We start from the raw sequence: 23,698 nt of genomic DNA on the forward strand, positions 1-23,698 counted from the left end.
GAGTTTAAAAATGCCAGGAATTATCATTACCGGTCACGGCGGTTTTGCCAGCGGTTTGTTGCAGGCCGTCGAGCAAGTGGTTGGCGAACAACCGGCCTGTGTGGCAGTTAACTTCCCTGAACAGATGAGCACGGCTCAGCTACGTGACGCTCTGCAATCGGCGTTAGCCATGGTGGATCAACCTGATGGTGTGGTGTTTCTCACCGATATGTTGGGGGGCTCACCGTTCCGCTGCGCCTGCGCATTGGCGGATGAACACGGTAATAGTGAAGTGTTGACCGGGGTGAATATGCAACTAGCCGCGGAAATGATGTTGGAGCGTGAAGGTCTGAGTCTAGATGAATTCAGAGAAGTGGCGCTGGCCTGTGGTAAACGCGGCCTGACCAGCTTGTGGCATGAGCGACGTAAGGTCAGGTGCGAGGATATTTCTTCGGACGGGATTTAACTTCAAAGCGCAAAGGCTGGTGGGTTCCAGCCTTTGCATTCCTGCTACTTATGTTGATTCAACTGTTTGCGAATATGGTGCTGCAACACCGTCAGCATACAGGCACCGGACAGACCTATCATCAAAGCCCCATTCACCGCTTCTAGTGGACCCAGCAATTTCCACTGCGTGCTCATTACGATGTCGCCATAGCCCAACGTGGCAAAGTTGACGCCAGAGTGATAAACCGCTTCTTGTAGAGTCGAAAACTCCCCTAACCACAGGAACAGTCCGCCCCACAACGCGATCTGTAGCAGGTTGCCGAGCAAAACGATGATAATGATGCCGAATAGCGCCAGCACCCCGGCAATCACGCCATCTTTCTCACGAAAACGCTTGGCGTAAAAACGAATACACCAAACCGAAACGATCGATTGCAATAGCATGTTGCATAAGATGACCGGCATTCCCGTCAATAAAACTAATAACATATTAATCACCTACACGGGTTTCCATCGCTGGGCGACCACTAGGACGCCAACGTTCGAGTATCACGACGCAGGCCCAGCCATAGAGGGCAACTGCGACGTATAAAGAGCAACGCATGGCGGCTGCCATCCAGACATCTTTGCCGGTGGCGCTATCTTGGATAGCGGGGCCGAACAAGATAAGGCAGGTAATCCAAGCGTTGTTCCAAAAAGAGGGGGTAAACCGGCTGGCGACTAACCGCACCATGCGGCGTGCAACCCACAGGCTAACCAGCCCCACCCACAGCACTAGCATCAGTAACGATGGCCAACTACTGAGCCCAACCCAAAGTATCAACGCCAACAAGGCACCCATCAGCGTTGATAGCACTAACTCTCGCCCCACCTGTTTTGCCGCCAGGGTATTGGTCTGCTGTGCCAGCATCACGGTTTTCATCACCGCAGGGATGTAGAACGCAGGATTGCTCAATGCCAGCAACCAGACTGGCGATACGATCAACACTGCGCGCAGTGCCAGTTGGTGCGGTGATTCTGGCGGTAGCGACGTCTGGTTTTTAACGGGAGCATTCGGGTTAACTTGTGGCGGAAACAAAGCTAGCGCCATTTGGTTGACTAATGTCCCGATGACGATGCCAACACCCATCATTTGGGCGATACCGATAGCCAATGACTGCTCGATAAGACCGGCGATCGGAATGATAGTGATCGCTACGATCAACAGCATCGCTTGGGTACTTTTCCCCGCCAGTCCCATCAGCATCAAAAAGTAGAGCAGCAATGCCGTCAGCAACAGTGCGGGCAGGGGATAATGGGTGAGTAAAGGCACCAGCAAAACCCCACCAATCATGGTCGTCATCAGTACCACACCACCGATGACTCCTTTTTTAATCGGCATCGGTTTGCCCTGCTGACACAGTACGATCCAGGCCATGATGCATCCCAGATGAGGCATCGGCAGCGCGAGGCCGTAACAGACCAGCGCTGTGATAGCCATTCCGCTGCCAATTCTCAGTACGGCCCGATCTCCGTTATGCATGGCGCACCTTAGTAGATATACGAGAAGAAACTCATCAGCCGTATGTAGCAGGCACCGAAGAAATTCATCAAACCACTGTCACCGGCGTAGACCAATACATCCGCCTGTCCCCCGACCCGCAGGCTCTCAACTGGGGGAAGGTCATCCTTCGAGAATGCAACTTTGACGGGGAAACGTTGAGCCTGACGTAACCAGTCGCGATTGTTATCCACGGTGGGTAACACACCCGCTGGTTGGCTTGGCGCTGCGCTGACGCCATAACCGATACTGCGAACCTGCCCTTTAAAGATATGCCCCGGCATACTGTCGAGCAGGATCGCCACTTCATCGCCGGATTTAACGTGGCCGATGTTGTTCTCGGTCATATCTGCGCTGATCCAGACATCCTGCAATGTCACTAACGTCATCACAGGCGTACCAGCCCCGATAAACTGGCCGATATCGGTACTCAAATCTGTCACCAATCCACGGTTGGTGGCGACGATCTTAGTGTTTTCCCGATCTAGCTCGGCCTTACGCACCGCTGCGCGTGCACTTAATAATTGCGAATTATTGTCACCGGCCAGTCCTGCGGCCTCGGTGGCACGGCGCACATCGGCGGCAGCGGCAACCTTTTGGCTACGCGCCGTCTCGCGCGTGGCTTGTGCAATCTCAAGGCGGCGCACCGAAATCGTGCCCGGATCTTCGCGATACAAGCGTTCTTGACGAGCGGCATCTTTGGCGGCGTTTTCATAGGCCGCTGTTGCAGCTTGTAAGCCCGCTTTGGCGGCGGTGATGGTTTCAGTGTTGGCTTTGACTGAGCTCAGCACCGTGTCATAGTCGGAACGAGCACGCGCTAAAGCGATGTCATAGGGCTCGGGATCGATCTCAAACAGCGGTTCGCCTACCGCGACTTCTTGATTGTCACGGACATACACTTTTTGGATCTGACCTACGATCTGTGCAGAGATTGGGATCACAAACGCTTGAACCCGCGCCTGCGAGGTATAGGGTGTGAGACGATCGGCCAGCAGATACCAACCGAGCAGCAACATGATCAGGAGCAGGACGCCGATCGCGCCGCGATGGCTGGCTTGACCGGCCGGGGATGAAAGATCGTTCATTGCTGTTTACCTTCTTTAATCTCGGTGGCTGCCGGTAACGGCGCATCTAACAGAGGAACCCAGTCGTCCCGCTGGCGTAGGTGGGCATCAGTCTCAGGATCGACCAGCGGGCGCTGCCGCCCTTGCTCCCAACCACCGCCCAGCGCTTTATACAGCGTGATGAGATCGCGCATCTGAGCGCCGCGACTGCTGACTAAGCGTTCTTGCTGGTTGAATAACGCTCTTTGTGAATCCAACACTCGCTGGAAATCCGCCATGCCTTCACGGTATTGCGTATTGGCTATCTCCAGTGAGCGGCGAGCGGCTAGCCCGGTCTGGCTTAACAAGGTGATTTCATTTTTGCCATTGGCATAGGCGACGGCAGCGTCATCGACTTCGCGTGCGGCCTGAAACACTGTGTCTCGGTATCGTTCATGCAATTGCAAGAAGTGGGCATCTTGTACTAAGACCTGATTACCGAGCCGCCCCTGATCCAACAGGTTCCAACTGAAAGTAGGGCCAGCGACCCAAGACAGCGTGCCATCATTGCTACTGCTGCCATTGATGCCGATGCTGCCGATCAGCGAAATAGAAGGATAGAGTTCCGCTTCTGCCACTCCGATCAACGCAGATTGAGCCGCCATTTGCCGTTCGGCAACTCGCACGTCAGGACGGCGTCGCAGTAGATCGGCAGGAAGCTCGGCCACCAGCGATAAACTGCCTTGAGGGATGATGCCAGCATTGCTCGTCATCTCTGGCAATGGGCCGGGTTTGCGCGCTAGCAGCGTGCTCAACGCATTTTGATTCTGCCGCAGACTGCTTTCTAACTGAGGAATGCTGGAAAGGGTGGACAGATATTGCGTTTTGGCCTGTTGGACATCTAACTCCGCGCTATTACCGCTGAGAAACAGCTTTTCGGTGATCTCCAAACTGCGCTTTTGAATTTTGGCGTTATCGTGGGTGATTTGTAATCTGGACTCCAGAGTACGAATATTCACGTACAGCTGTGCGACCTGCGCCGCCATCAGCACCTGTATATCGTCATACTGCGCCAGCGTCGCGAAATAGTTGGCGTCGGCAGATTCAATCCCGCGCTCGAACTTGCCCCAGAAATCTATTTCCCAACCCAGATTGAAGCCAGCCCCATAACTGGCACCGGAGGTGGAGTGCCCGTCACGGCTCTGACCGCTGCGCACCCATTCACCGCTGCCGACGGTGGCTTGCGGCCCAAGTAGGCTTTCGGCAATGCCCAACTGTGCGCGTGATTCCAAGATGCGTAATCCCGCGATCTTGACGTCCGGGTTTTTGCGCATCGCTTCGTTGATCAGCGCTGTCAGCGTGGGATCGTGCAGCTGCGTCCACCACTGCGAGTAATCTTGTGCGCTGTGTTTAGAGGCCATGTTCTGCGTTGTCGGCTGCCATTGTTCCAATTCTGGAACCGGTGGGGTTTTATAATCCGGGCCCAACGTGGTGCAAGCGGTCAACAGACAAACGCCCCCTGCTAACAGAAGGCGTTTGGCATTACGGTTTTTGAGCATTTTGTCCGCTCACAGCACCATCCGCTGAACCTTGGTTAACCCAAGCCATGAAGATGCGATAGCCAATGGAGAGCATGGTTGCACCGATGAACATGCCAAGAATGCCACTGGCCGCCATGCCACCTAAGGCTCCCAGCAGAACCACGGGCATCGGAGCATCAACACCACGCCCCAACAACAGTGGTTTGAGCACGTTGTCGGCCATACCGGCGACAATCAGTAAAACGGAGTAGACGACATTAACCACCGTGCCGTGGTCGCCAGCGCTCCACATAAAGGCAATGGCAGGGGCAGTGACCAGAATCACCGGAACTTGAGCGATACCCAAAATCAGTGCCAAAACGAAGAAGATGCCCACCGCAGGGATACCCGCCAGCGCCATCACGATACCCGCCAACAGCGCCTGAATGAAGGCCACGCCAATAACGCCCATCGCCACGGCACGTATGGTGTTGGTGCACAGTTTGGTTAAGGCGAGCCCCTTTCTTTCATCGGTGATACGTATGGCGATACGATCGGCGCTAGTCGCTCCCGGTGTGCCCCAAGCCATCATGATACCGGCGATAATGAAGGAGAAGACAAAGCCCACCAAACCGCCGCCCATGCTAGCTAGTGTGCTGACGATTTTTTTAGCGATATCACCCAACTGGGGTTGATAGCTGCTAATTAGACTGGGGAGATCGGTTGAAGCTTTTAACCACACGCCATGCAGTTTTTCACCCACTAAAGGGATCGCTGCAATTTTTTCCGAAGGTGCAGGGATCACCAGAGTGTTATTACCCACTTTGTCGATCAAGCTACTGACGCTATCACCTAAAGAGCTGATCATGGCAACGGTTGGCGCAACGATCAGCAATATGCCGAGCATTACCAACAACGTTGAGGCTCTGCCTTGTTTCCCGCCAAGACGTGCGGCAAAGCGTTGGTGAAGCGGATAAAGCGTGACGGCCAAAATAAGTGCCCACAGCATCATATTCATGAACGGTGAAAATACGGTAAAACAAAAAGAGCCTAATGCGAGGATAAGACCAAACTTGATAAACATATCCAAAAATCTGGCAACTAATCTTTTTTCGACTACGGCGAGATCATTATTTTCCATTATGGCATTACCTCTGGCAGGAATTAGTGCACAACTGTTCGGGCTTGGCGCAAAGTCCAAGCCTGTGGAACATTAAATAGGATAAGTATTATCCCAATATATAAATGAATATAGGTTAGCGATGGCTGGATGTCGTTACTGTTTGCAGAATATTCGGCAGGGGACGGACACGCTATCTCTATTTATTATCACTGAAGTGTGCGGTGAGTTGAAATGATTAAATGTTTATTTTTGCACTGAGAGAGTTATTGCGAGCAATAATTAAAGGTCGTATTCGGTTAAAGTTAATTGACCGGAATTGTTAAATTGATAAATGATATTTGATTGTTAAGAAACTAATTAAAAATAACACCTCACTCATATCAGAGAGTAAAGTGTTATTTTATATGGAATGATTATTGTGCGGGTAACGGACTTACCGCCATTTGTGCCACCTCATCTTGCTGACGGCTAAAGCGCCAACAGATTTGATGATATTTCGCCACGCTATTTCGATGTGCCACACTTACGAGCGTCACGCCGGGGAGCTCATCCACCAGCAGGCAATACATCAGTTGCTCGGTTTCGTCATCCAGCGCGCTGGTGGCTTCGTCGAGGAATAGAATATCCGGGCGCGTCAGGATGGCGCGGGCAAATGCCAACCGTTGCTGTTCTCCCGGTGATAGGCGATGGTTCCAGTTGGTGGCGGTATCTAGCCCGGATTGCAGATGCTTCAGGCGACAGTTTTCCAACACCTTCAGCAATTGTTCATCGCTGTACTCGCGATCGCAATGTGGATAGCTCAACGCGGCGCGCAGTGTGCCAATCGGAATATAGCTGCGCTGCGGTAAGAACAGGCTGCTTTGCTTGGCATCTAACCCGATAGAACCTTCGCCATAAGGCCAGATCCCGGCGATGGCGCGCAGTAAGGTAGATTTACCACAACCAGAGGGGCCAACGATCAACACGCGATCGCCACGTTTTAACGCGATGTCGGCGTTATTCATCAATGGCTGGCCATCGGGGAGATGCAGACCCACATGGTGCAGTGCCAGTGGTTTCGGGTTTTCTTGCTGTAACAGAATGCCGCGTGGCTGGTGCTGTACACGTTCAATGGCGGCATTGAATCCGGCTAAACGGTTCACACAGGCTTTCCAACTGGCCAGATCGGTAAAGGCACCGATGAACCAAGATAGCGCCCCTTGCACTTGCCCGAATGCCGAGGCGATTTGCATCAAACCGCCCATCTGGATCGCCCCTGAGAAGTAACGCGGGGCGGAAACCAGCAAGGGAAAAATAATCGCGAACTGCGCGTAAAAGGTAGAAGCCACATTCAAGCGTTTGGTGACTTTCATGATTGACCACCAGTTGGTGCGAATATCTTCAAACTGTGCGCCCAGTTGCTGGGCTTCGCGCCGCTCACCGTGATACAGCGCAATCGCGTCGTTATTCTCACGAATACGGATTAAACCAAAGCGAAAGTTGGCTTCATAGCGCTCTTGGTTATAGCCCAAGCGCACCAGTGGCCAGCCGAAGTAACCTACCAACAGAGAACCGATAAACGCGTACAGCAAGGCGAACCACACCATATAGCCCGGTAAGGAGAAATGGTAATGGCTGAAGGCGAACGTCAATGGGCCGCTGACATGCCACAAAATACCGACGAAGGAGAATAGCGTCACCAAACTAGAGAGCAGGCCGAGAGACAACGAAAGCGACAGCGAAACCAACGAGTTGAGATCGTCAGAAATACGCTGGTCCGGGTTATCCACCGATTGTTGTTGTTCGGCATGGTAATAAGCCTGATTTGCCAGCCATTTCGTCATGTATTTGTCGGTCATCCAGCGCCGCCAGGTCATTTGTAGGCCTTGCGTCAGATAGACTTTATAAATGGAAATAACGATAAAAATCAGTGCTAAATAGCTGAATCGCCACAGTTGTGCTGTGAATACGGGGTAGTTTTTATTTTGCAGAGCGTCGTAGAAAATGCGGTTCCAGTCGTTAAACAGTACGCTGATATACACGCTGCCCAGTGATAGTGCGATAATGGTCGCCAACATCGCCCAAGCTCGCCATTTCTCTTCAGAAAGCCAAAACGGCTTAATTAACTGCCAAATTGCTTGGCGTTGTGAGGTGCTGTTATTCATGCCTATCCAGAGTTTGTTGTCTTCCTCACAGCATGAATTTCTATTAGGTAACAAACAAACCGCGTCTGTAAGCAGTTCTGACGCCTTTCATGGTTTGTAATATTGTCATTGTGGGAAATAAGGGTTCAACGGCGGTTGAACCCTTGAAGAACGCTAGCTGATGGCGCTTTGTAGCCGTTCCTGCCATGCGACAACATTACCCAAATAGTTACCCATTGGGAGTTTCTCAAATTGCCTGTTGTTATCTTGCAATACAAAAGTAGGGAAACCCTGACCACGAACTTTGGCGAGTAACGCGCGACTTTCGGCGATGTGTTGCGCGGTGATGGCACCGGCGGTTAAACGCATTTCGGCAGCAAACTCATCGTCGGCTAAACCCATCTCACTCGCTAATGCCTGCAAAACTGGCATGTCGGCAATACGACGGCCTTCCTGATAATGTGCTTGCTGGATACGATGTAGCATGTCCAAGCCTCGTCCTGCTAGCGATTGTGCGGCTAGGATGGCGGTGATTGGCGGCTCGGAATCCATCACTGCGCTAGTATCGCGTAGCAAACCATTAAAATAGTTGTCTCCAAAAGGCTGGCCGGTCAGTTCGGCAATCCGCTTGTCGTGTGGCATAACATAGTTGCGCCACTCTTCCCCAAGCTGGCGACGATTACTGCCAGTCATCATGCCACCAGCATGCAATGCGATGTTGAGCCCCGGAATGTTTTGCGCGGCTTTAGCGAGTGGAGCCGCGCCGTAACACCAACCACAGAGTGGATCAAAAATGTAATGCAGTGTTGTAGCGCTCATGGCGTTACCTCATTGATTTTTGTGATTACTGTGGCCACTTCATTTCGCCTTTCAATACCTTGGCACTTAATTCCAAGCTCGATTCGTCCTTCAGGTTGGGATAATGCTTTTTCATCGCCGCAATCAGTTGGGCAGAATCTTTACTCTTCGGCAATTCTGTTTCCAGCGTTGTCAGATAGTTTTGTGTGAAGGTGACCGACTCCAACGTTGGTGGCGCGCCCGGCAGGAAGTGCCCCGGAACGACGATCGCCGGCTTCAGGGCTTTGATGCTTTCGAGCGTTTGCTGCCAATGGGCGCGTGACTCTGCGCTCTGAGTATCCGCCATCCACAGGTGAATGTTGTTACCCGAAACTGGGACGCCACCGACCACCGCTTTCAGAGAAGGTATCCACACATAGGTGCGATCCGGTGTTGAGCCTTTCAGACCTTTGACTTCGATCTTTTGCCCGTCGATGGTGAAGCTATCGCCTTGCAGTGGCTGCGGAACGATCACCGCCGTGGGGGCATTTTCTTTCAGGATTGGCCCCCAATAGGCCATTTTGCCGTCTTTAGTGGCGTTGATCTCTTCAATCGTGCCCGGCGATGCGATGATTTTCGCCTGTGGGAAGGCGGCTTTAATTACGTCCAAACCGAAATAGAAATCAGGATCGGAATGGCTGATATACACCGTGGTCAGCGTTTTGCCGGTGGCTTTGATTTTCTTCACCAACTGTTCTGCGTCGTTGCGTTGGAATTGCGCATCGATCAGCGCCACTTCATGTGGGCCGCTCACGATCTCGGAAGAAACCGGGAATACGCTGTTCGCACCGGGATTATAAACTTCCATCGTCAAAGTGCTGGCGGCGGTGGCGTATTGGCTCAGTGCGGCGGTGCTGGCAAAAGCCAACGTCAGTACGGTTTTTTTAAACATGTGCAGGTGTCCTTTTAGGTATCGGGCTAAGTTGCTGACATGTTATGTTGCATAAACCGAATGAAAAACTCGATAATCAGCAATAGTTGGTTGCATAAAACGGACGAATTATGGATCGCATTACGGCTGCTGAAGTTTTTGTCACCATTGTTGAGCGCGGCAGCATGATTGCCGCGGCGGAAACGCTGGATATGTCGCGAGCGATGGTGACGCGCTATCTGGCGCAGATGGAACAATGGGCGGGGACGCGCTTATTGCACCGTACTACGCGGAAATTAAGCCTGACCGATGCCGGTGAACGCACGTTAGAACGCTGTCGCAAAATGCTGAGTGTTGCGGGGGAGATTGACCTGATCGACGGCGAACAGAGCGATGAGCTGCATGGATTATTGCGCATCAGTTGTTCGCAATCGTTGGGGCAAGCGGCGTTGATGAGTGCGGTGACACAATATCTCAAACTGCATCCGCAGGTCGCGGTTGATCTGCAAATGAATAATCGGGCGGTCAATCTGGTTGAGGAACGTATCGATCTGGCGTTGCGCATTACCAACGAGCTAGATCCTAATTTGATCGCCAGACCGCTTGCGACCTGTACTTCGGTGGTTTGTGCTGCCCCTGCGTACTTGGCGCAGCACGGCACACCGCGTCAACCCCCGGATTTGGCAGTACATAATTGCCTGACGTATTCCTACTTTGGTAAAAGTTTGTGGCACTTCGACAATCAAGGCGTGAAATCGGCGGTAGCGGTGAGTGGCAACCTCAGTGCTAATGAATCGGTGGTGTTGCTGGCGGGAACGGTACAGGGGGCGGGGATTTCGCTGCAACCTTACTATTCGGCGGCTCCGTTGTTGGCGAGTGGAAAATTGGTGGCGTTGTTACCGGATTTCCAGCCGCAATCGATGGGGATTTACGCTATCTACACCTCACGTCGCCAAATGCCCGCGACGTTGCGCACCATGCTGGACTTTTTGGTGGCGTGGTTCGCTAATGATGCCGACTGGCAAAATCGAGTCAATGAACCTTTTTAGCGCTTAATCGCTGCGGCTAAACGAGTGGGGAAAGTCTGCGCTTGTTGCTGTAAATGTTGAATAAAGGTGCTGACTAGCGCAGAAGAAGGGCGATGCAGTGGCCGAATTAAACTGACGGTAAAAGGCACCGAGACGCTAAATGGTCGCAGATGAACGCCGTGGCCAACATAATCGAGTGCCGTTAATGGGTTGACGATTGAAATGCCCACGCCAGCTTTGACCATGGCACACACCGAAGCCGCGCTGTGGGTTTCCATCACTAAACGCCGCTCGACATTCATTTCACTGAATAGCGCATCGAGCAGCTGACGATAACTGTCGGTACTCGATAGGCTGACGTAATTCTCCCCGTTAAAATCTTGTGGTGTCAGCACCGATTTCGCTAACAACGGGTGGCCGCTTGGCAATACGCAAACTTCATCCAACGTCATCAATGTCATGCGCTCGGTGCCTGCTGGTGTCACGGTGTTTTCCGTCAAGCCGAGATCGTGGCGTTGCGCAGAAAGCCATTCTTCCAATAGCGGCGACTCTTGCGGGATCACGCTAAAACTCACTTCTGGATATTGCTCGATAAACGGCTGGCAGACGGCGGGTAATAGTGACTGGGAAAATGCTGGCAGGCAGACGATGGAGAGCTGTGCTTGTTGGAATTGGCGAATGCCAGCGGCAGCGTTGATGATGCGATCGAGGCCGTAATAGGAGCGTTGTACTTCTTCGAATAAACGCAAACCTTGCATTGTCGGGTGCAAACGCCCACGCAGGCGATCGAATAGCTGGAGTTGGATCAGTTTCTCAAAACGCGCTAATTCACGGCTCACGGTGGGTTGCGACGTTTGCAGCAACGCGGCGGCTTCTGTCAGGTTGCCGGTCGTCATCACGGCGCGGAAGATCTCAATTTGTCGCAGACTAATGTTGTGCATCATCGCTCCCCGTGGATAAGTCATTCCATATCATAAATGAATAGACTATGGCGAAATAGATATTTTTAATCATTGAAAGGCTACGGCAAGATAAGGTTAATTTTCATTTTGGGGGACGCCACCATGCCACGCGCTTTGAACGAGACTTCTACTGCCCTGAATGCCGCCAATTTGTTGGCGCTACCGCAACGTTTTGGTTGCCCGGTTTGGGCTTATGATGCTGATATTATCAGTCGACAAATTAGCCAGTTATCACGCTTTGATGTGGTACGTTTTGCTCAAAAAGCGTGTTCAAATATCCATATTTTGCGTCTGATGCGTGAGCAAGGTGTGAAGGTGGATTCGGTATCATTGGGTGAAATTGAGCGTGCGCTGCAAGCTGGTTTCCAGCCGGGTGGTGAAGAGATTGTCTTTACTGCGGATGTACTGGATCACGCCACGTTAGCACGGGTTAGCGAATTGAAGATCCCGGTTAATGCTGGCTCGATTGATATGCTGGATCAGCTTGGTCAGGCTTCTGAGGCGCATCCGGTATGGCTGCGTATTAACCCAGGTTTCGGTCACGGTCACAGCCAAAAAACTAATACTGGCGGTGAGAACAGCAAACACGGTATCTGGTACGCTGACTTGCCGCAGGCCGTGGCGAAGATCCAACAGTACGGTTTAAAACTGATGGGTATTCATATGCATATTGGCTCTGGCGTGGATTATCAGCACCTTGAGCGGGTGTGTGATGCGATGGTTCAGCAGGTGATTGAACTGGGGCAGGACATTAGTGCGATCTCCGCAGGTGGTGGTTTGTCGATCCCCTATCAGTTTGGCGAAGAAGCCATTGATACCGAACATTACTTCGGGTTGTGGAATCACGCACGTGAGCGTATCGCCGCACATCTGGGACATCCGGTAAAACTGGAGATCGAACCGGGTCGCTTCCTGATGGCCGAGGCCGGAGTGCTGGTGGCGGAAGTTCGCGCGGTGAAAGATATGGGCAGCCGCCATTTCGTATTGGTCGATGCTGGATTTAACGATCTGATGCGCCCGGCGATGTACGGTAGCTATCACCATATTTCGCTGCTGCCGACCGATGGTCGTGACCTGACCCATCAACCGGTGCGCGATACAGTTATTGCCGGGCCACTGTGTGAGTCAGGCGATGTGTTTACCCAACAAGCTGGCGGTGGCGTGGAAACCCGCGAACTGCCAGCCGTTAACGTGGGTGACTATCTGGTATTCCACGACACCGGTGCTTACGGCTCGTCGATGTCATCCAATTACAACAGCCGTCCATTATTGCCGGAAGTGCTGTTTGAGAAGGGTGAACCGCGTTTGATTCGCCGTCGCCAGACCATTGAAGAGCTGATCGCCTTAGAGCTGGTTTAATCTCTCCTCCAGCATCGATGTTAGATACTCATGCGTCGGTGCTGGCCGTTGGGCAATTGGATGTCTAACGACAACGTACCCCCCATCGCTTCTATATAGCGTTTCAGCGACGAGAGTTTGATTTCGCTGCCGCGCTTTTCCAAATTGGCGACAGAAGGCTGGCTGATGCCTAATCTTTTCGCCAACTCGACCTGAGATATCGCCAATTCTTCGCGTAGAAATGCTAAACGCAACTCGAAGATTTCTTTCTCGGCCTGTTGGCGTGCTGCGTTAACAACAGCGGGATCGAGTTTTTCCAGCAGGGTTGATAAAGGTTTAGCCATTTGCGTTACCTCAAGGTTACCAAATAATTTAAATATTCATGTTCTGCGATGGGTAACAGACGCTGGTAAAAGCGTTTGTCATTGGATTTATCGCCACCACATAACAACACAGCCTGTCGCAATGGATCGAAGGCAAACAATATGCGAAATGGACGCCCGCGATGTTGTACACGCAGCTCTTTCAAATGTTGAACTAGCCCTTCGTGGTGCAATGTGTCGGCATGAGGGCGCGCGAGTAAAGGCCCGAACTCTTGTAGTTTAAATATGCTAACTAGCACACTTTTTTGTTCATCACTGCTTAGAGACAAAAACCAGTTGTCGAATCGTTCGACGGTAATGACTTGCCACATGTCATGCTCCTTAATATAGTCTTTATGCTATATAGTGTAAAGGCTATTGCGAAGACAATATGACGTTTAGTGGCTCAAAGTGGAAATTGAAGATGAGGAAATGCGGCGCGTTACGCAAATCGGACTCGTCATTTGGCGTATGGCCCCGCAACTACCGATTCGCGTAGTTTTAATTCACCGGTAAAAGGTGCCAGTGGTTGCACCTCTTCGCCATTGATCAAACGAAACGCCTGCGTAATGGCGGTTTCGATCATGGCATCAATGGGCAGATAGACGGTGGAAAGTGCAGGTTGTAGGTAGGCCGCGCTGGGTTCGTCGTCGAAGCCGAACAGTGAAACATCTTGCGGTAGGCGCTTGCCGGCTTCATTAAGCGCCTTCATGGCACCGATCGCCATATCATCGTTATTGGAGAACAGAGCGCTGAAGGAAATAGGGCTCGCGAGTAAATCACAACAACTCTGATAACCGCCTGCAACGCTGCTGTCACCGTAAGCCACCAGCGCTTCATCAAATCTAAGTTTATGATGTTCCAACGCTTGTCGATAACCGGCCAAGCGCGCTTGTGCGGTGGGAGTAGCAATGGGACCGGTGATGCAAGCAATCTCGTGGTGGCCTTGCTGGATTAAATAATCCACGGCGCTAAATGCAGCCTGTTGCTGTTCGAAAAACACGCAGCGTTCGCGTGCCTGCGGTAAGTCACGGTTGATCACCATGACTGGCACGGGTAGGTTATCGACTAACTCCATCAGCGCCGTTTCGGACATAAAACGCGTGTAGAGTATGATGGCGTCACAACGGCGATCGGCCAGTAGTTGCACCGCTTGTCGTTCATCTTCTGGCGTATCGTGGCCATCAGTGACGATCAAGTGTTTGCCGCTGGCCTCGATCAGTTTGGCGGCTTGGTGCAGTAAACGACCGAAATAGGGGCCATCGAAATTAGAAACCACTAAACCGATGCTATTGGAGCTTTTATTCGCCAGCGATTGGGCGAGGAAGTTTGGCCGATAGCCCAATTCATCCATCGCTTTATATACCGCTTCATGAGTGCTTTTCTTCACCTGACCGGTGCCATTCAATACGCGTGAAACCGTGGCTTTGGAAACCCCTGCGAGTATCGCGACATCCAACATGGTGATCATGAATAGCTAACCTCTTTCAAACGGCGATGGTAAATAGCGCCCAGTCTAGCATAGGGTTAATCTTTTGAATTCGCCGGATACTACCAACGCCACGGTTGGGACGACATTGGACTATCCGAATAGAAAGGTGCGTCTTTATACTCGTGCTCTCAATTAACCTGGTTCAATCGCGTTATTGAGACTGGCAACCGAATGCCGCCGTACCAGCGTTGGGCTGAACATATTGGTAATTTCTGGCAACGGTTGGTTGTTGGCTAGCGCCAGAGCCAGCTCTGCGGCTTGAGTTGCCATCGCTACCACGGGATAACGAATAGTGGTCAATCTTGGACGCAGATAGCGGGAAATCAAAACATCATCAAAGCCGATTAGAGACATCTGCCCCGGTACGTCGACACTGTTGTCGCTCAACACCGAAAGCGCACCTGCGGCCATCGGGTCGTTATAGCAGGTCACCGCGGTAAAGTTTTTGCCGCGGCCTAACAACTCGGTCATTGCTTGTTCGCCGCCGACTTCGTCTGGTTCTCCGTAAGTAATTAACTTTTCATCCACTGCGATGCCGTGCTCTTGTAATGCGTCCAGATAGCCTTGCAAGCGCTCGGTGGCGTCAGAAATTTGGTGGGTGGAGCAGATGATGGCAATGCGTTGATGCCCTTGCTGGATTAAATGACGCGTTGCTAACCAAGCGCCGTAACGGTCATCCAACGCGACACAGCGAGTTTCATAACCCGGTAAGGTCCGATTAATCAGTACCATACCGGGGATTTGCTGCATCCATTGGCTCAGTTCCTGATCGGAGAGTTTTTTGGCATGTACCACCAAAGCCGCACAACGATGGCGCACCAGTTGTTCGATCGCCTGACGTTCTTTTTCTGCGTCATGATAACCATTACCGATCAGTAAGAAGTTATGGGTGGCGTAGGCGACTTGTTCAACCGCTTTCACCATTGCGCCAAAGAACGGATCGGAGACGTCGGAAACGATCAGCCCCAGTGTTTCGGTTGATTGTTGTGCTAACGCGCGCGCATTGGCATTGGGGTGATACTGCAACTGCTCCATCGCCGCCAGCACTGCAGTGCGTGAGCCTTCGCTCGCTTTTGGGGAATTGTTGATCACACGGGATACCGTAGCGACGGAAACACCCGCCAGCCGGGCAACATCCTTAATGGTAGCCATATCTGTTTTTGCTTTCCTAGGGTAATCGCTTACATCACTCAGTCTTGCGGAAAAAACCGGAGGCTGCAAGCGCTGGTGATGGCAAGTTGTGGTAACCGTTGCAGATATTGCCAATTCTTTGACTTATTGAGCTCAACTGTCGCCTATTTACACCGCTTCTTACACTTTGCGGCTTAATGTTGCGATTGCTCGCTGGCGAGGCAACCTTGTGAGGCAGTACATTAAGCGTCCCAGAGGTATTGATTGGTGAACATCAACACTCCGGTGTTGAGACCCGTTTTATTACACCGACCTACGCAGATGCGTAGGTTTTTTTTGCCTAAAATTCAACTCATTCATCTATCTGCTATATACCCAAAATAATTGGAGTTGCATCAAGGCGGCAAGTGAGTAAATCCCGATGAGCTTACGCCAGTAAGTGATTCGGGTGCGCGAACGTAGCCAACAAAGATGCAGCTTCAAGTATGACGGGTATATTCCCCATTTTTTATTTCTATCCATATAGGATTGTTGAACATTCATTGAGTTATTACCGATAAGTGGGGGAAATTTACAGCTGGTTGCATTTAGAGCCAAACTCTTGCGATTCCGCGGTGGTTTCTTTATCTACACCTCTCTAGAGTAGGTGATCCCAGAGGTATTGATTGGTGAGAAATCAGCATACTCTGTATGTTGAAGCCATTTTCAATTGCACCAACCTACGCGGATGCGTAGGTTTTTTTTTGCCTTGCGTATAGAATCCTTTCTCTACAACTCATTACGTTGGTCTGATTCCAGGGAGAAGGGATGATTTACTCAATACTCCGTGCGCTATTTCGCCTGTTGTTCCGGGTGAAAGTACAAGGTGATGAACGCTACTTTGACCAGCCAAAGTTGTTGATCACGCCAAACCATGTGTCTTTCCTTGACGGTGCCTTGCTGGCGCTGTTCCTGCCGATCAAACCGGTCTTTGCCGTCTATTCCAGTATTTCGGATCGCTGGTTTATGCGCTGGCTAAAACCCTATATCGATTTTGTCTCATTAGATCCCACCAAACCGATGGCGGTTAAACACCTAGTACGTGAAGTACAAAAGGGACGGCCGATCGTGGTGTTCCCGGAAGGGCGAATTACTGTTACCGGATCGTTGATGAAGGTCTACGACGGGGCGGGTTTTATTGCGGCGAAATCCGGGGCGACCGTGCTGCCTGTGCGGATCGACGGTGCCGAATTCAGCTTATTTGGCCGTATGAAGGGGGTATTCAAGCTCCGCTGGTTCCCACAAATCACGATCAGCATTTTACCGCCAACCACCTTGCCGATGCCGGAGGCTCCACGAGCCCGTGAGCGCCGAGTGCTAGCCGGTGATAAACTGCATCAGATCATGATGTTGGCACGTATAGACTCGCTGGAACCGCAAACTTTGCCTCAGGCGCTGCTGGCGGCGGCGAAACGTTACGGTTTTGGTAAACCCTGCATTGAAGACATTAATTTCAAAGAAGATAGCTACCGCACGCTGATTAAAAAGTCGTTAGGCGTTAGCCGTATTCTGCAACGCTTTACTGCGGAAGGCGAACATGTCGGGATGTTACTGCCCAACGCTACCATTACGGTGGCGGCGATCTTCGGGGCTTTATTCCGTCGCCGCATTCCAGCGATGCTCAATTACACCGCGGGTGCCAATGGTGTGAGAAGTGCGATGACGGCGGCAACCATTAAAACTATCGTCACCTCGCGGCAGTTTTTGGAAAAAGGCAAATTAACTCATTTGCCAGAACAAGTTCCAGAAGCGAATTGGGTTTATCTGGAAGACTTAAAAGATACGGTGACGCGGGAAGATAAACTGTGGATTTTGCGATATTTATTCCTGCCTCATAAAGCCATCTTGCCGCAGAAGCCGGACGATGCGGCGCTGGTGTTGTTTACCTCGGGTTCGGAAGGTAATCCAAAGGGAGTTGTACACTCTCACGCCAGTCTATTGGCTAACGTGGAGCAAATCCGCACTATTGCTGATTTCACGCCGAGCGATCGGTTTATGTCGTCACTGCCGCTGTTCCACTCGTTTGGTTTGACCGTCGGCCTGATCACTCCATTGATGACCGGTAGCCGCATTTTCCTCTACCCAAGCCCGCTACATTACCGTGTGGTGCCAGAACTGGTTTATGACCGTAATTGCACCGTGCTGTTTGGCACCGCCACTTTCCTCAATAATTATGCGCGCTTCGCTCATCCATATGATTTTGCTCGCTTACGTTATGTGGTGGCAGGGGCAGAAAAACTGGCTGAAAGCACCAAACAAATCTATCAAGACAAATATGGCATCCGCATTCTCGAAGGCTATGGTGTGACTGAGTGCGCGCCAGTGGTGTCGATCAACGTGCCGTTAGCCGCCAAAGTGGGTACCGTTGGGCGCATCATGCCGGGGATGGAAGCACGATTGATGCACGTGCCTGGCATCGAAAACGGTGGGCGTTTGCAGTTGAAAGGCCCAAATATCATGAAAGGTTATTTGCGTGTTGAACGGCCCGGCGAACTAGAGCCGCCAGCGGCAGAAGATGAAAACGGGGTACTGCAAGCGGATTGGTACGATACCGGTGATATTGTGTCGTTGGATGAGCACGGTTATTGCGTTATTCGTGGGCGGGTGAAACGTTTTGCCAAACTGGCGGGGGAAATGGTTTCTCTGGAAAGCGTCGAATTGTTAGCGCAAAAAGTTTCGCCAGAAGGGCAACATGCCGCCACGGTCAAAAGTGACAGCAGTAAAGGCGAAGCATTGGTGTTGTTTACTACCGATAGTGCCGTCAGTCGTGAAACCTTGCTGCGTGCGGCACGCGAGTTGGGCAGCCCGGAACTGGCGGTGCCACGCGATATTCGACTGGTTAAAGCCTTACCGCTGTTGGGTAGCGGTAAACTCGATTTTGTCACCCTGCGTGAAATGGCGCAGCAGCCGGAGAATGCCTGATGAGTGCAACCGATTCACCTTTGCTGTCACGCGGTATGATCGCTGTGATTAGCGCGCAGTTCCTTTCGGCGTTTGGTGACAACGCGCTGTTGTTTGCCACCTTGGCGTTGATCAAACAACAGCTATATCCCGATTGGAGTCAGCCAATTTTACAAATGGCGTTCGTCGCGACCTATATCGTGCTGGCACCGTTTGTTGGGCAGATTGCCGACAGTTTTGCTAAAGGTCGGGTGATGATGTTTGCCAATGGTTTGAAATTGGCAGGAGCGCTGGTGATTTGTTTCGGCCTGAATCCGTTCTTGGGGTATAGCCTAGTTGGCGTTGGTGCGGCGGCTTATTCTCCGGCTAAGTACGGTATTCTTGGTGAGATCACCAGCGGCGATAAACTGGTTAAAGCCAACGGTTTAATGGAAGCTTCGACCATCGCGGCGATCCTGACAGGGTCGGTAGCGGGCGGTATTTTGGCTGATTGGCACATTCTGGCGGCATTGGCGGTCTGTGCCGTGGTTTACGCAGCGGCGGTGGTGGCTAATCTGTATATTCCTCGTTTGGCGGCGGCGCAGCCTTCTCGCTCTTGGCATCCACGTGCGATGACGCAAACCTTCTTTAATGCTTGCGTGGTGCTGTGGCGTGACGGCCAGACTCGTTTTTCGCTTATCGGAACTAGCCTGTTCTGGGGCGCGGGTGTGACTCTGCGTTTCCTGTTAGTGCTGTGGGTGCCGGTGGCGCTGGGTATTACCGATAACGCCACGCCAACTATGCTGAATGCGATGGTGGCGGTCGGGATTGTGATTGGTGCTGGTGCCGCAGCGCGATTCGTGACGTTGGAAACGGTCAAACGCTGTATGCCTGCCGGGATTCTGATCGGTGTGGCGGTCGCGGCGTTCGCGGTGCAAACCAGCATGATGAATTCTTACCTAATATTGACGGTGATCGGCGTATTGGGCGGGTTCTTCGTGGTGCCATTGAATGCGCTGTTGCAAGAGCGCGGCAAGCAGTCGGTCGGTGCAGGGAATGCAATCGCAGTACAAAACTTGGGTGAAAACACCGCCATGTTATTGATGCTGGGACTCTATTCGCTGGTGGTGAAAGTCGGCGTACCGGTGATCGGCGTGGGGATTGGTTTTGGTGTGGTGTTTGCGTTAGCGATTACTGCACTGTGGTGGTCACAACGGCGAGCCAGATGATGTGATGAAGGGCGCGAAATTCGCGCCCTTAGTATTTATGGTGCCGGGAAAGTAAAGCGGCTATGAATTTCTTCTAGCCCTTGTAGTACTTCTTCATCTAAGACGACATCGAAACTATCGATATTGATCTTCAACTGTTCCAGCGTCGTTGCGCCGAGCAAGGTGCTGGCGACGAAGGGTTGTTGACGTACAAACGCCAATGCCATTTGTGATGGGTCTAGACCATGCTTTTGTGCCAACGTGACGTATTCCGCCACGGCCTTTTGACTTTGCGGTGAAGAATAACGGGTAAAGCGGCTGAACAACGTATTACGTGCCTTAGCCGGTTTCGCACCATTTAGGTATTTACCGCTCAGCGTACCGAAAGCGAGGCTGGAATAGGCCAGCAACTCAACCCCTTCGTGTTGACTGATTTCCGCCAAGCCAACTTCAAAGCTACGATTCAACAGGCTGTAAGGGTTTTGGATCGACACAATACGTGGCAATTCATGTTTTTCTGCCAGTTGCAGATAACGCATCACACCGTATGGGGTTTCGTTAGATACGCCGATGTAGCGGATTTTCCCGGCGCGAACCTGCTCGGTCAGCGCTTCCAGCGTTTCCAGTAGCGTAATCGTGGCTTTATCTTCGGTATACTGATAATTGAGTTTGCCGAAATAGTTAGTACTACGCTGTGGCCAATGCAGTTGATATAGATCGATATAATCGGTATTCAACCGTTTCAGGCTAGCGTCCAGCGCTACGCGGATATTTTTACGATCCAACGCTTGCTGTGGACGGATGCTATGGTCATTGCCACGCACCGGGCCAGAGATTTTACTCGCCAAAATGAATTTTTCGCGATTACCGCGCGCCTTGATCCAACTACCGATGTACTGCTCGGTCAACCCCTGAGTTTCTGCACGGGGTGGTACTGGGTACATCTCTGCGGTATCGATCAGGTTAACGCCTGCGGCCAATGCGTAATCCAACTGTGCGTGGGCTTCGGCCTCGGTATTTTGTTCGCCGAAAGTCATGGTGCCCAGTCCCAGCACACTCACTTCTAAAGAACTGTGGGGGATACGGTGGTATTGCATTAACGGCCTTCCTTTAGTTAGCGCTTACGGGCAGCGTGCCAGGTGAAACCGGGCTCACTCATCCGACTATAACCAAGGCGTTCAGATGGGGAAAGCAGATTTAACAGAGGAGAGAAGGGAGAAAGGCTACCGTGTGGAAAACTGTACGATAGCCAGCAGAGATTAACGTTCAATCACCTGAGTGACCTGATCTTTGTTGATTTGGCGTTGGTTGCCTTGTTCATCTTGATAACTGATCAAACCGGTATCGTTATCAACCTCAGGTTTGCCCTGAGTCAGAATCATATTGCCATCTTTGGTTGCCATGACGTAATTGCTAGAACAGCCAGCTAAACCAGCCACTATGACTAATGCGGAAACAGCCATTACCCATTTTTTCATCCCGCGGACCCTCATTTTATAAAAAAGACTGAGTTATTAAGGTTAGCAAACCACGGAAAAATAAAACCTCGGATAAGTCTTTATTTTTGTTAATGGGAAAATAGTGGGGCACGAGAACCGTGCCCCAACGAATAGTTACTCTTCTACCGCTTTAGATTTTTTGCCACGCATCAAGTTGAGCGCTTCGACTGACATCGAGAAGAACATGGCGAAGTAGATGTAGCCTTTTGGCACATGCACTTGGAAACTTTCCAACATCAGGGTAAAGCCCACCAAAATCAGGAACGCCAGCGCCAGCATTTTGACCGAAGGATGGCGGTTAACGAATTCACCGATTGGGCGAGCGGCAAACATCATCACTGCAACGGAGATAATCACCGCAGCCATCATAATGAACAGGTGATCAGACAAACCCACTGCGGTGATCACCGAATCCAGGCTGAAGATGATGTCCAACAGCATGATTTGCACGATAGCACCGAAGAAGCCGTGTACTTTTGTGTGATGTTCTTCTTCTGATCCTTCGATGGTTTCGTGGATCTCTTTACTGGCTTTCCAAATCAGGAACAAGCCACCGAGCAGCAGGATCAGATCACGCGCCGAAACGCTGTGGTCAAACACGCTGAACAGTGGATTGGTTAAGCGGATCACCCAAGCGATGGAGGCCAATAAGCCAAGACGCATCAGCATTGCTGCGGCCAAACCGATGCGGCGCGCCTTATTCTGCTGCGCCTTCGGTAGCTTCGCGACCACCAAAGAAAGGAAGATGATGTTATCGATACCCAGAATGATTTCCAGAATGGTTAACGTACCTAACGCTAACCAGGCATTGGGATCTACAATCCATTCAAACATTGCTAAAAACGCCTTAAAAAATTCAAAGGATGAATTATACGCGTTTATTGGCGTTTGCTAAATGGTAGTTAAACAAAAGTAATTAAACCAAGAAGTGTCTTGCTAATAATGCGCCAGTGAAGTTTTTTTTCAGGTAAAACCCGCGCGGTAGTGTCATGATCGGTTGCCCTTGCTCACCAATGGCTTCGGTCAATGCTCGGCTGTTCGCTGCTTTAGGGCGTAATTGCAGCACTTCACCGTGGCGAGCGGTGATGCGTTCCACATGGCCGAGGACGATCAGATCCATCAATTCTTCCCAGTCACGACGCAACATCTCTTCTTCTTCTGCATTAGGGCTCCATAAAAGTGGCGATCCGATGCGGCGCTGCGCCAACGGAATTTGTCGTTCGCCTTCCACGGGTATCCATAGCACTCGTGCTAGTTTGTGACGTACATGGCTGCTTTGCCAAGTCACACCACTGTTACCGGTGAGCGGGGCAACGCAAACAAAAGTGGTTTCCAGTGGCTTACCTTGAGCATCAACGGGGATCGTTTTTAACTCGATACCCAGCTCCGGGAAGTCCTGCTCTGGTTTACTGCCTGCCATGGCGCCGAGATACCATTCCAGCAACATGCCAACCCAACCTTTATCACGCTTCAGATTAGCCGGTATCGCGATCTGTGCTCGCTCAGCCAACTCACCTAACGTGAAACCGGCCAACGCTTGCGCGCGTTGGAAAAGTTGCAGTTCATTTGCTGGTGGTGGTAATGAGGAAGTCAGCGACATTGGTCAGGCCTATACAATTGGTTAAAAAACACCCGGCATTTGTGCACAGCCAAAAAGGTTAGAACCAAACTGTGGGAAAAGATAATAGTAGCATGATTTTTCATGGTTTTTTCATCGGTAAATTAATGGAAACTCATTTTGATTTACGCTTGTTCACTAGAAGCCACCGACAATGAACAGGATCTTACCCCTATTTATCCACAGATTTTTGGGATAACCCCCAATTTTCCCGATCACTGGTTTGATTTACAGCCTTGACGAAGGGGTTTTTTTGCGAAATTGTCCGTTTTGTGCCTAACTTGGCGAGTGGTTCTGTGGATAAAAACGGCATTGATGGATCTTTCACCAGGGTAAGATCCTTACCGTGCGCAGATCACATTTTTGCTTGGTGTATTACTGTGGATAATCTTCTATTATTATGTTTTTAATGAATAATTAAATTATCGTCTTACGGGTTAACTTTAATCGCCTTCGAGTTGTACCGACTTATTCCTTGGGTTCTTCACACACCTATCCACAGAAAAAGTGAATAAAATCGAACGGAAATGTCCAAGGGTGTTCATAACTTTGCCAATATCTGTGAGTTATCCCAATGTTATCCGGTTAACGCCGTAGAAAAGCAGTGGTTTACCGCCTGTAGCTTGTGTGAAACAATCAGGACATCTTTACGAATTTT

At 51.1% G+C, this 23,698-nt stretch carries 22 protein-coding genes; 5 read left to right on the forward strand and 17 right to left on the reverse strand.

The window, feature by feature from the left end; genetic code table 11:
• The first annotated feature begins 10 nt into the window (after window positions 1-10).
• The gene (agaF, locus tag AC3ISQ_RS04850) at window positions 11-445 is read left to right on the forward strand and encodes a PTS galactosamine/N-acetylgalactosamine transporter subunit IIA (protein WP_489351054.1); all 435 of its coding nucleotides are present in this window, start codon (window positions 11-13) and stop codon (window positions 443-445) included.
• Between the two features lie 44 nt (window positions 446-489).
• On the opposite strand, the gene AC3ISQ_RS04855 is transcribed toward agaF, so the two are convergent.
• The 8 genes from AC3ISQ_RS04855 to AC3ISQ_RS04890 all read right to left on the reverse strand — a co-directional run bounded on the left by AC3ISQ_RS04855 (window position 490) and on the right by AC3ISQ_RS04890 (window position 9,504).
• Window positions 490-915, reverse strand: a complete 426-nt coding sequence (locus AC3ISQ_RS04855) for an ion channel (protein WP_489351056.1) — start codon at window positions 913-915, stop codon at window positions 490-492.
• Between the two features lies 1 nt (window position 916).
• Entirely contained in the window at window positions 917-1,906 is a 990-nt protein-coding gene (locus AC3ISQ_RS04860) for a hypothetical protein (RefSeq protein WP_489351058.1), read from the reverse strand.
• 50 nt (window positions 1,907-1,956) lie between these two features.
• Complete coding sequence (locus tag AC3ISQ_RS04865) at window positions 1,957-3,051, reverse strand: HlyD family secretion protein (RefSeq protein ID WP_489351060.1); 1,095 nt, start codon at window positions 3,049-3,051, stop codon at window positions 1,957-1,959.
• Window positions 3,048-4,568: an efflux transporter outer membrane subunit gene (locus AC3ISQ_RS04870; protein WP_489351062.1), complete on the reverse strand. Its 1,521-nt coding sequence runs from the start codon at window positions 4,566-4,568 to the stop codon at window positions 3,048-3,050. Before AC3ISQ_RS04870 ends, AC3ISQ_RS04865 begins: the two co-directional genes overlap by 4 nt.
• Window positions 4,552-5,670: an AI-2E family transporter gene (locus tag AC3ISQ_RS04875; RefSeq protein ID WP_489351064.1), complete on the reverse strand. Its 1,119-nt coding sequence runs from the start codon at window positions 5,668-5,670 to the stop codon at window positions 4,552-4,554. Before AC3ISQ_RS04875 ends, AC3ISQ_RS04870 begins: the two co-directional genes overlap by 17 nt.
• Window positions 5,671-6,065: 395 nt before the next feature.
• On the reverse strand, window positions 6,066-7,796 hold the full coding sequence (locus AC3ISQ_RS04880; protein WP_489351066.1) for an ABC transporter ATP-binding protein/permease: 1,731 nt from the start codon (window positions 7,794-7,796) through the stop codon (window positions 6,066-6,068).
• A gap of 153 nt (window positions 7,797-7,949) precedes the next feature.
• On the reverse strand, window positions 7,950-8,594 hold the full coding sequence (locus AC3ISQ_RS04885) for a DsbA family protein (protein ID WP_489351068.1): 645 nt from the start codon (window positions 8,592-8,594) through the stop codon (window positions 7,950-7,952).
• 25 nt (window positions 8,595-8,619) lie between these two features.
• A complete protein-coding gene (locus tag AC3ISQ_RS04890; RefSeq protein WP_489351070.1) occupies window positions 8,620-9,504 on the reverse strand; it encodes an MBL fold metallo-hydrolase in 885 nt (294 codons plus the stop codon).
• Window positions 9,505-9,614: 110 nt separating this feature from the next.
• Here AC3ISQ_RS04890 and AC3ISQ_RS04895 point away from each other — a divergent pair, with 110 nt between their 5' ends.
• Entirely contained in the window at window positions 9,615-10,532 is a 918-nt protein-coding gene (locus tag AC3ISQ_RS04895) for a LysR family transcriptional regulator (RefSeq protein ID WP_489351072.1), read from the forward strand.
• Here the strand turns inward: AC3ISQ_RS04895 and AC3ISQ_RS04900 are convergent.
• The gene (locus AC3ISQ_RS04900; RefSeq protein ID WP_489353130.1) at window positions 10,529-11,452 is read right to left on the reverse strand and encodes a LysR family transcriptional regulator; all 924 of its coding nucleotides are present in this window, start codon (window positions 11,450-11,452) and stop codon (window positions 10,529-10,531) included. The two genes, AC3ISQ_RS04895 and AC3ISQ_RS04900, sit on opposite strands and share 4 nt — an antisense overlap.
• Window positions 11,453-11,575: 123 nt before the next feature.
• On the opposite strand from AC3ISQ_RS04900, the gene lysA reads away from it, so the two are divergent.
• Window positions 11,576-12,832: a diaminopimelate decarboxylase gene (gene lysA, locus AC3ISQ_RS04905; protein ID WP_489351074.1), complete on the forward strand. Its 1,257-nt coding sequence runs from the start codon at window positions 11,576-11,578 to the stop codon at window positions 12,830-12,832.
• A gap of 20 nt (window positions 12,833-12,852) precedes the next feature.
• Here the strand turns inward: lysA and AC3ISQ_RS04910 are convergent, their stop codons facing one another.
• The 4 genes from AC3ISQ_RS04910 to galR all read right to left on the reverse strand — a co-directional run bounded on the left by AC3ISQ_RS04910 (window position 12,853) and on the right by galR (window position 15,817).
• Window positions 12,853-13,155 carry a helix-turn-helix domain-containing protein gene (locus AC3ISQ_RS04910; protein WP_489351075.1) on the reverse strand — a complete coding sequence of 101 codons (303 nt, stop codon included), beginning with the start codon at window positions 13,153-13,155 and terminating at the stop codon, window positions 12,853-12,855.
• 5 nt (window positions 13,156-13,160) lie between these two features.
• On the reverse strand, window positions 13,161-13,505 hold the full coding sequence (locus AC3ISQ_RS04915; protein WP_489351077.1) for a type II toxin-antitoxin system RelE/ParE family toxin: 345 nt from the start codon (window positions 13,503-13,505) through the stop codon (window positions 13,161-13,163).
• A gap of 128 nt (window positions 13,506-13,633) precedes the next feature.
• Window positions 13,634-14,644 (reverse strand): LacI family DNA-binding transcriptional regulator, encoded by a 1,011-nt coding sequence (locus AC3ISQ_RS04920; protein WP_489351078.1) that lies wholly within the window; start codon window positions 14,642-14,644, stop codon window positions 13,634-13,636.
• 153 nt (window positions 14,645-14,797) lie between these two features.
• Window positions 14,798-15,817, reverse strand: a complete 1,020-nt coding sequence (galR, locus tag AC3ISQ_RS04925) for an HTH-type transcriptional regulator GalR (RefSeq protein ID WP_489351080.1) — start codon at window positions 15,815-15,817, stop codon at window positions 14,798-14,800.
• Window positions 15,818-16,603: 786 nt separating this feature from the next.
• Between galR and aas the strand changes: the two genes are divergently transcribed.
• Both aas and lplT read left to right on the forward strand, forming a co-directional pair.
• Window positions 16,604-18,757, forward strand: coding sequence for a bifunctional acyl-ACP--phospholipid O-acyltransferase/long-chain-fatty-acid--ACP ligase (gene aas, locus AC3ISQ_RS04930; RefSeq protein WP_489351082.1), 2,154 nt, complete (start codon window positions 16,604-16,606; stop codon window positions 18,755-18,757).
• Window positions 18,757-19,944, forward strand: coding sequence for a lysophospholipid transporter LplT (gene lplT, locus AC3ISQ_RS04935; RefSeq protein WP_489351084.1), 1,188 nt, complete (start codon window positions 18,757-18,759; stop codon window positions 19,942-19,944). The genes aas and lplT overlap by 1 nt, the downstream gene beginning before the upstream one ends.
• Before the next feature lie 35 nt (window positions 19,945-19,979).
• Here lplT and AC3ISQ_RS04940 read toward each other — a convergent pair whose 3' ends face one another.
• The 4 genes from AC3ISQ_RS04940 to mutH form a co-directional block, all read right to left on the reverse strand.
• Entirely contained in the window at window positions 19,980-21,020 is a 1,041-nt protein-coding gene (locus AC3ISQ_RS04940) for an NADP(H)-dependent aldo-keto reductase (RefSeq protein WP_489351089.1), read from the reverse strand.
• Window positions 21,021-21,182: 162 nt separating this feature from the next.
• Entirely contained in the window at window positions 21,183-21,401 is a 219-nt protein-coding gene (locus tag AC3ISQ_RS04945; RefSeq protein WP_489351091.1) for a YgdI/YgdR family lipoprotein, read from the reverse strand.
• A gap of 135 nt (window positions 21,402-21,536) precedes the next feature.
• Window positions 21,537-22,256, reverse strand: a complete 720-nt coding sequence (locus AC3ISQ_RS04950; RefSeq protein ID WP_489351093.1) for a TerC family protein — start codon at window positions 22,254-22,256, stop codon at window positions 21,537-21,539.
• A gap of 82 nt (window positions 22,257-22,338) precedes the next feature.
• Window positions 22,339-23,022: a DNA mismatch repair endonuclease MutH gene (gene mutH / locus AC3ISQ_RS04955; protein ID WP_489351094.1), complete on the reverse strand. Its 684-nt coding sequence runs from the start codon at window positions 23,020-23,022 to the stop codon at window positions 22,339-22,341.
• Window positions 23,023-23,698: the final 676 nt, after the last annotated feature.

Source organism: Serratia sp. KH_031 (assembly GCF_057839655.1).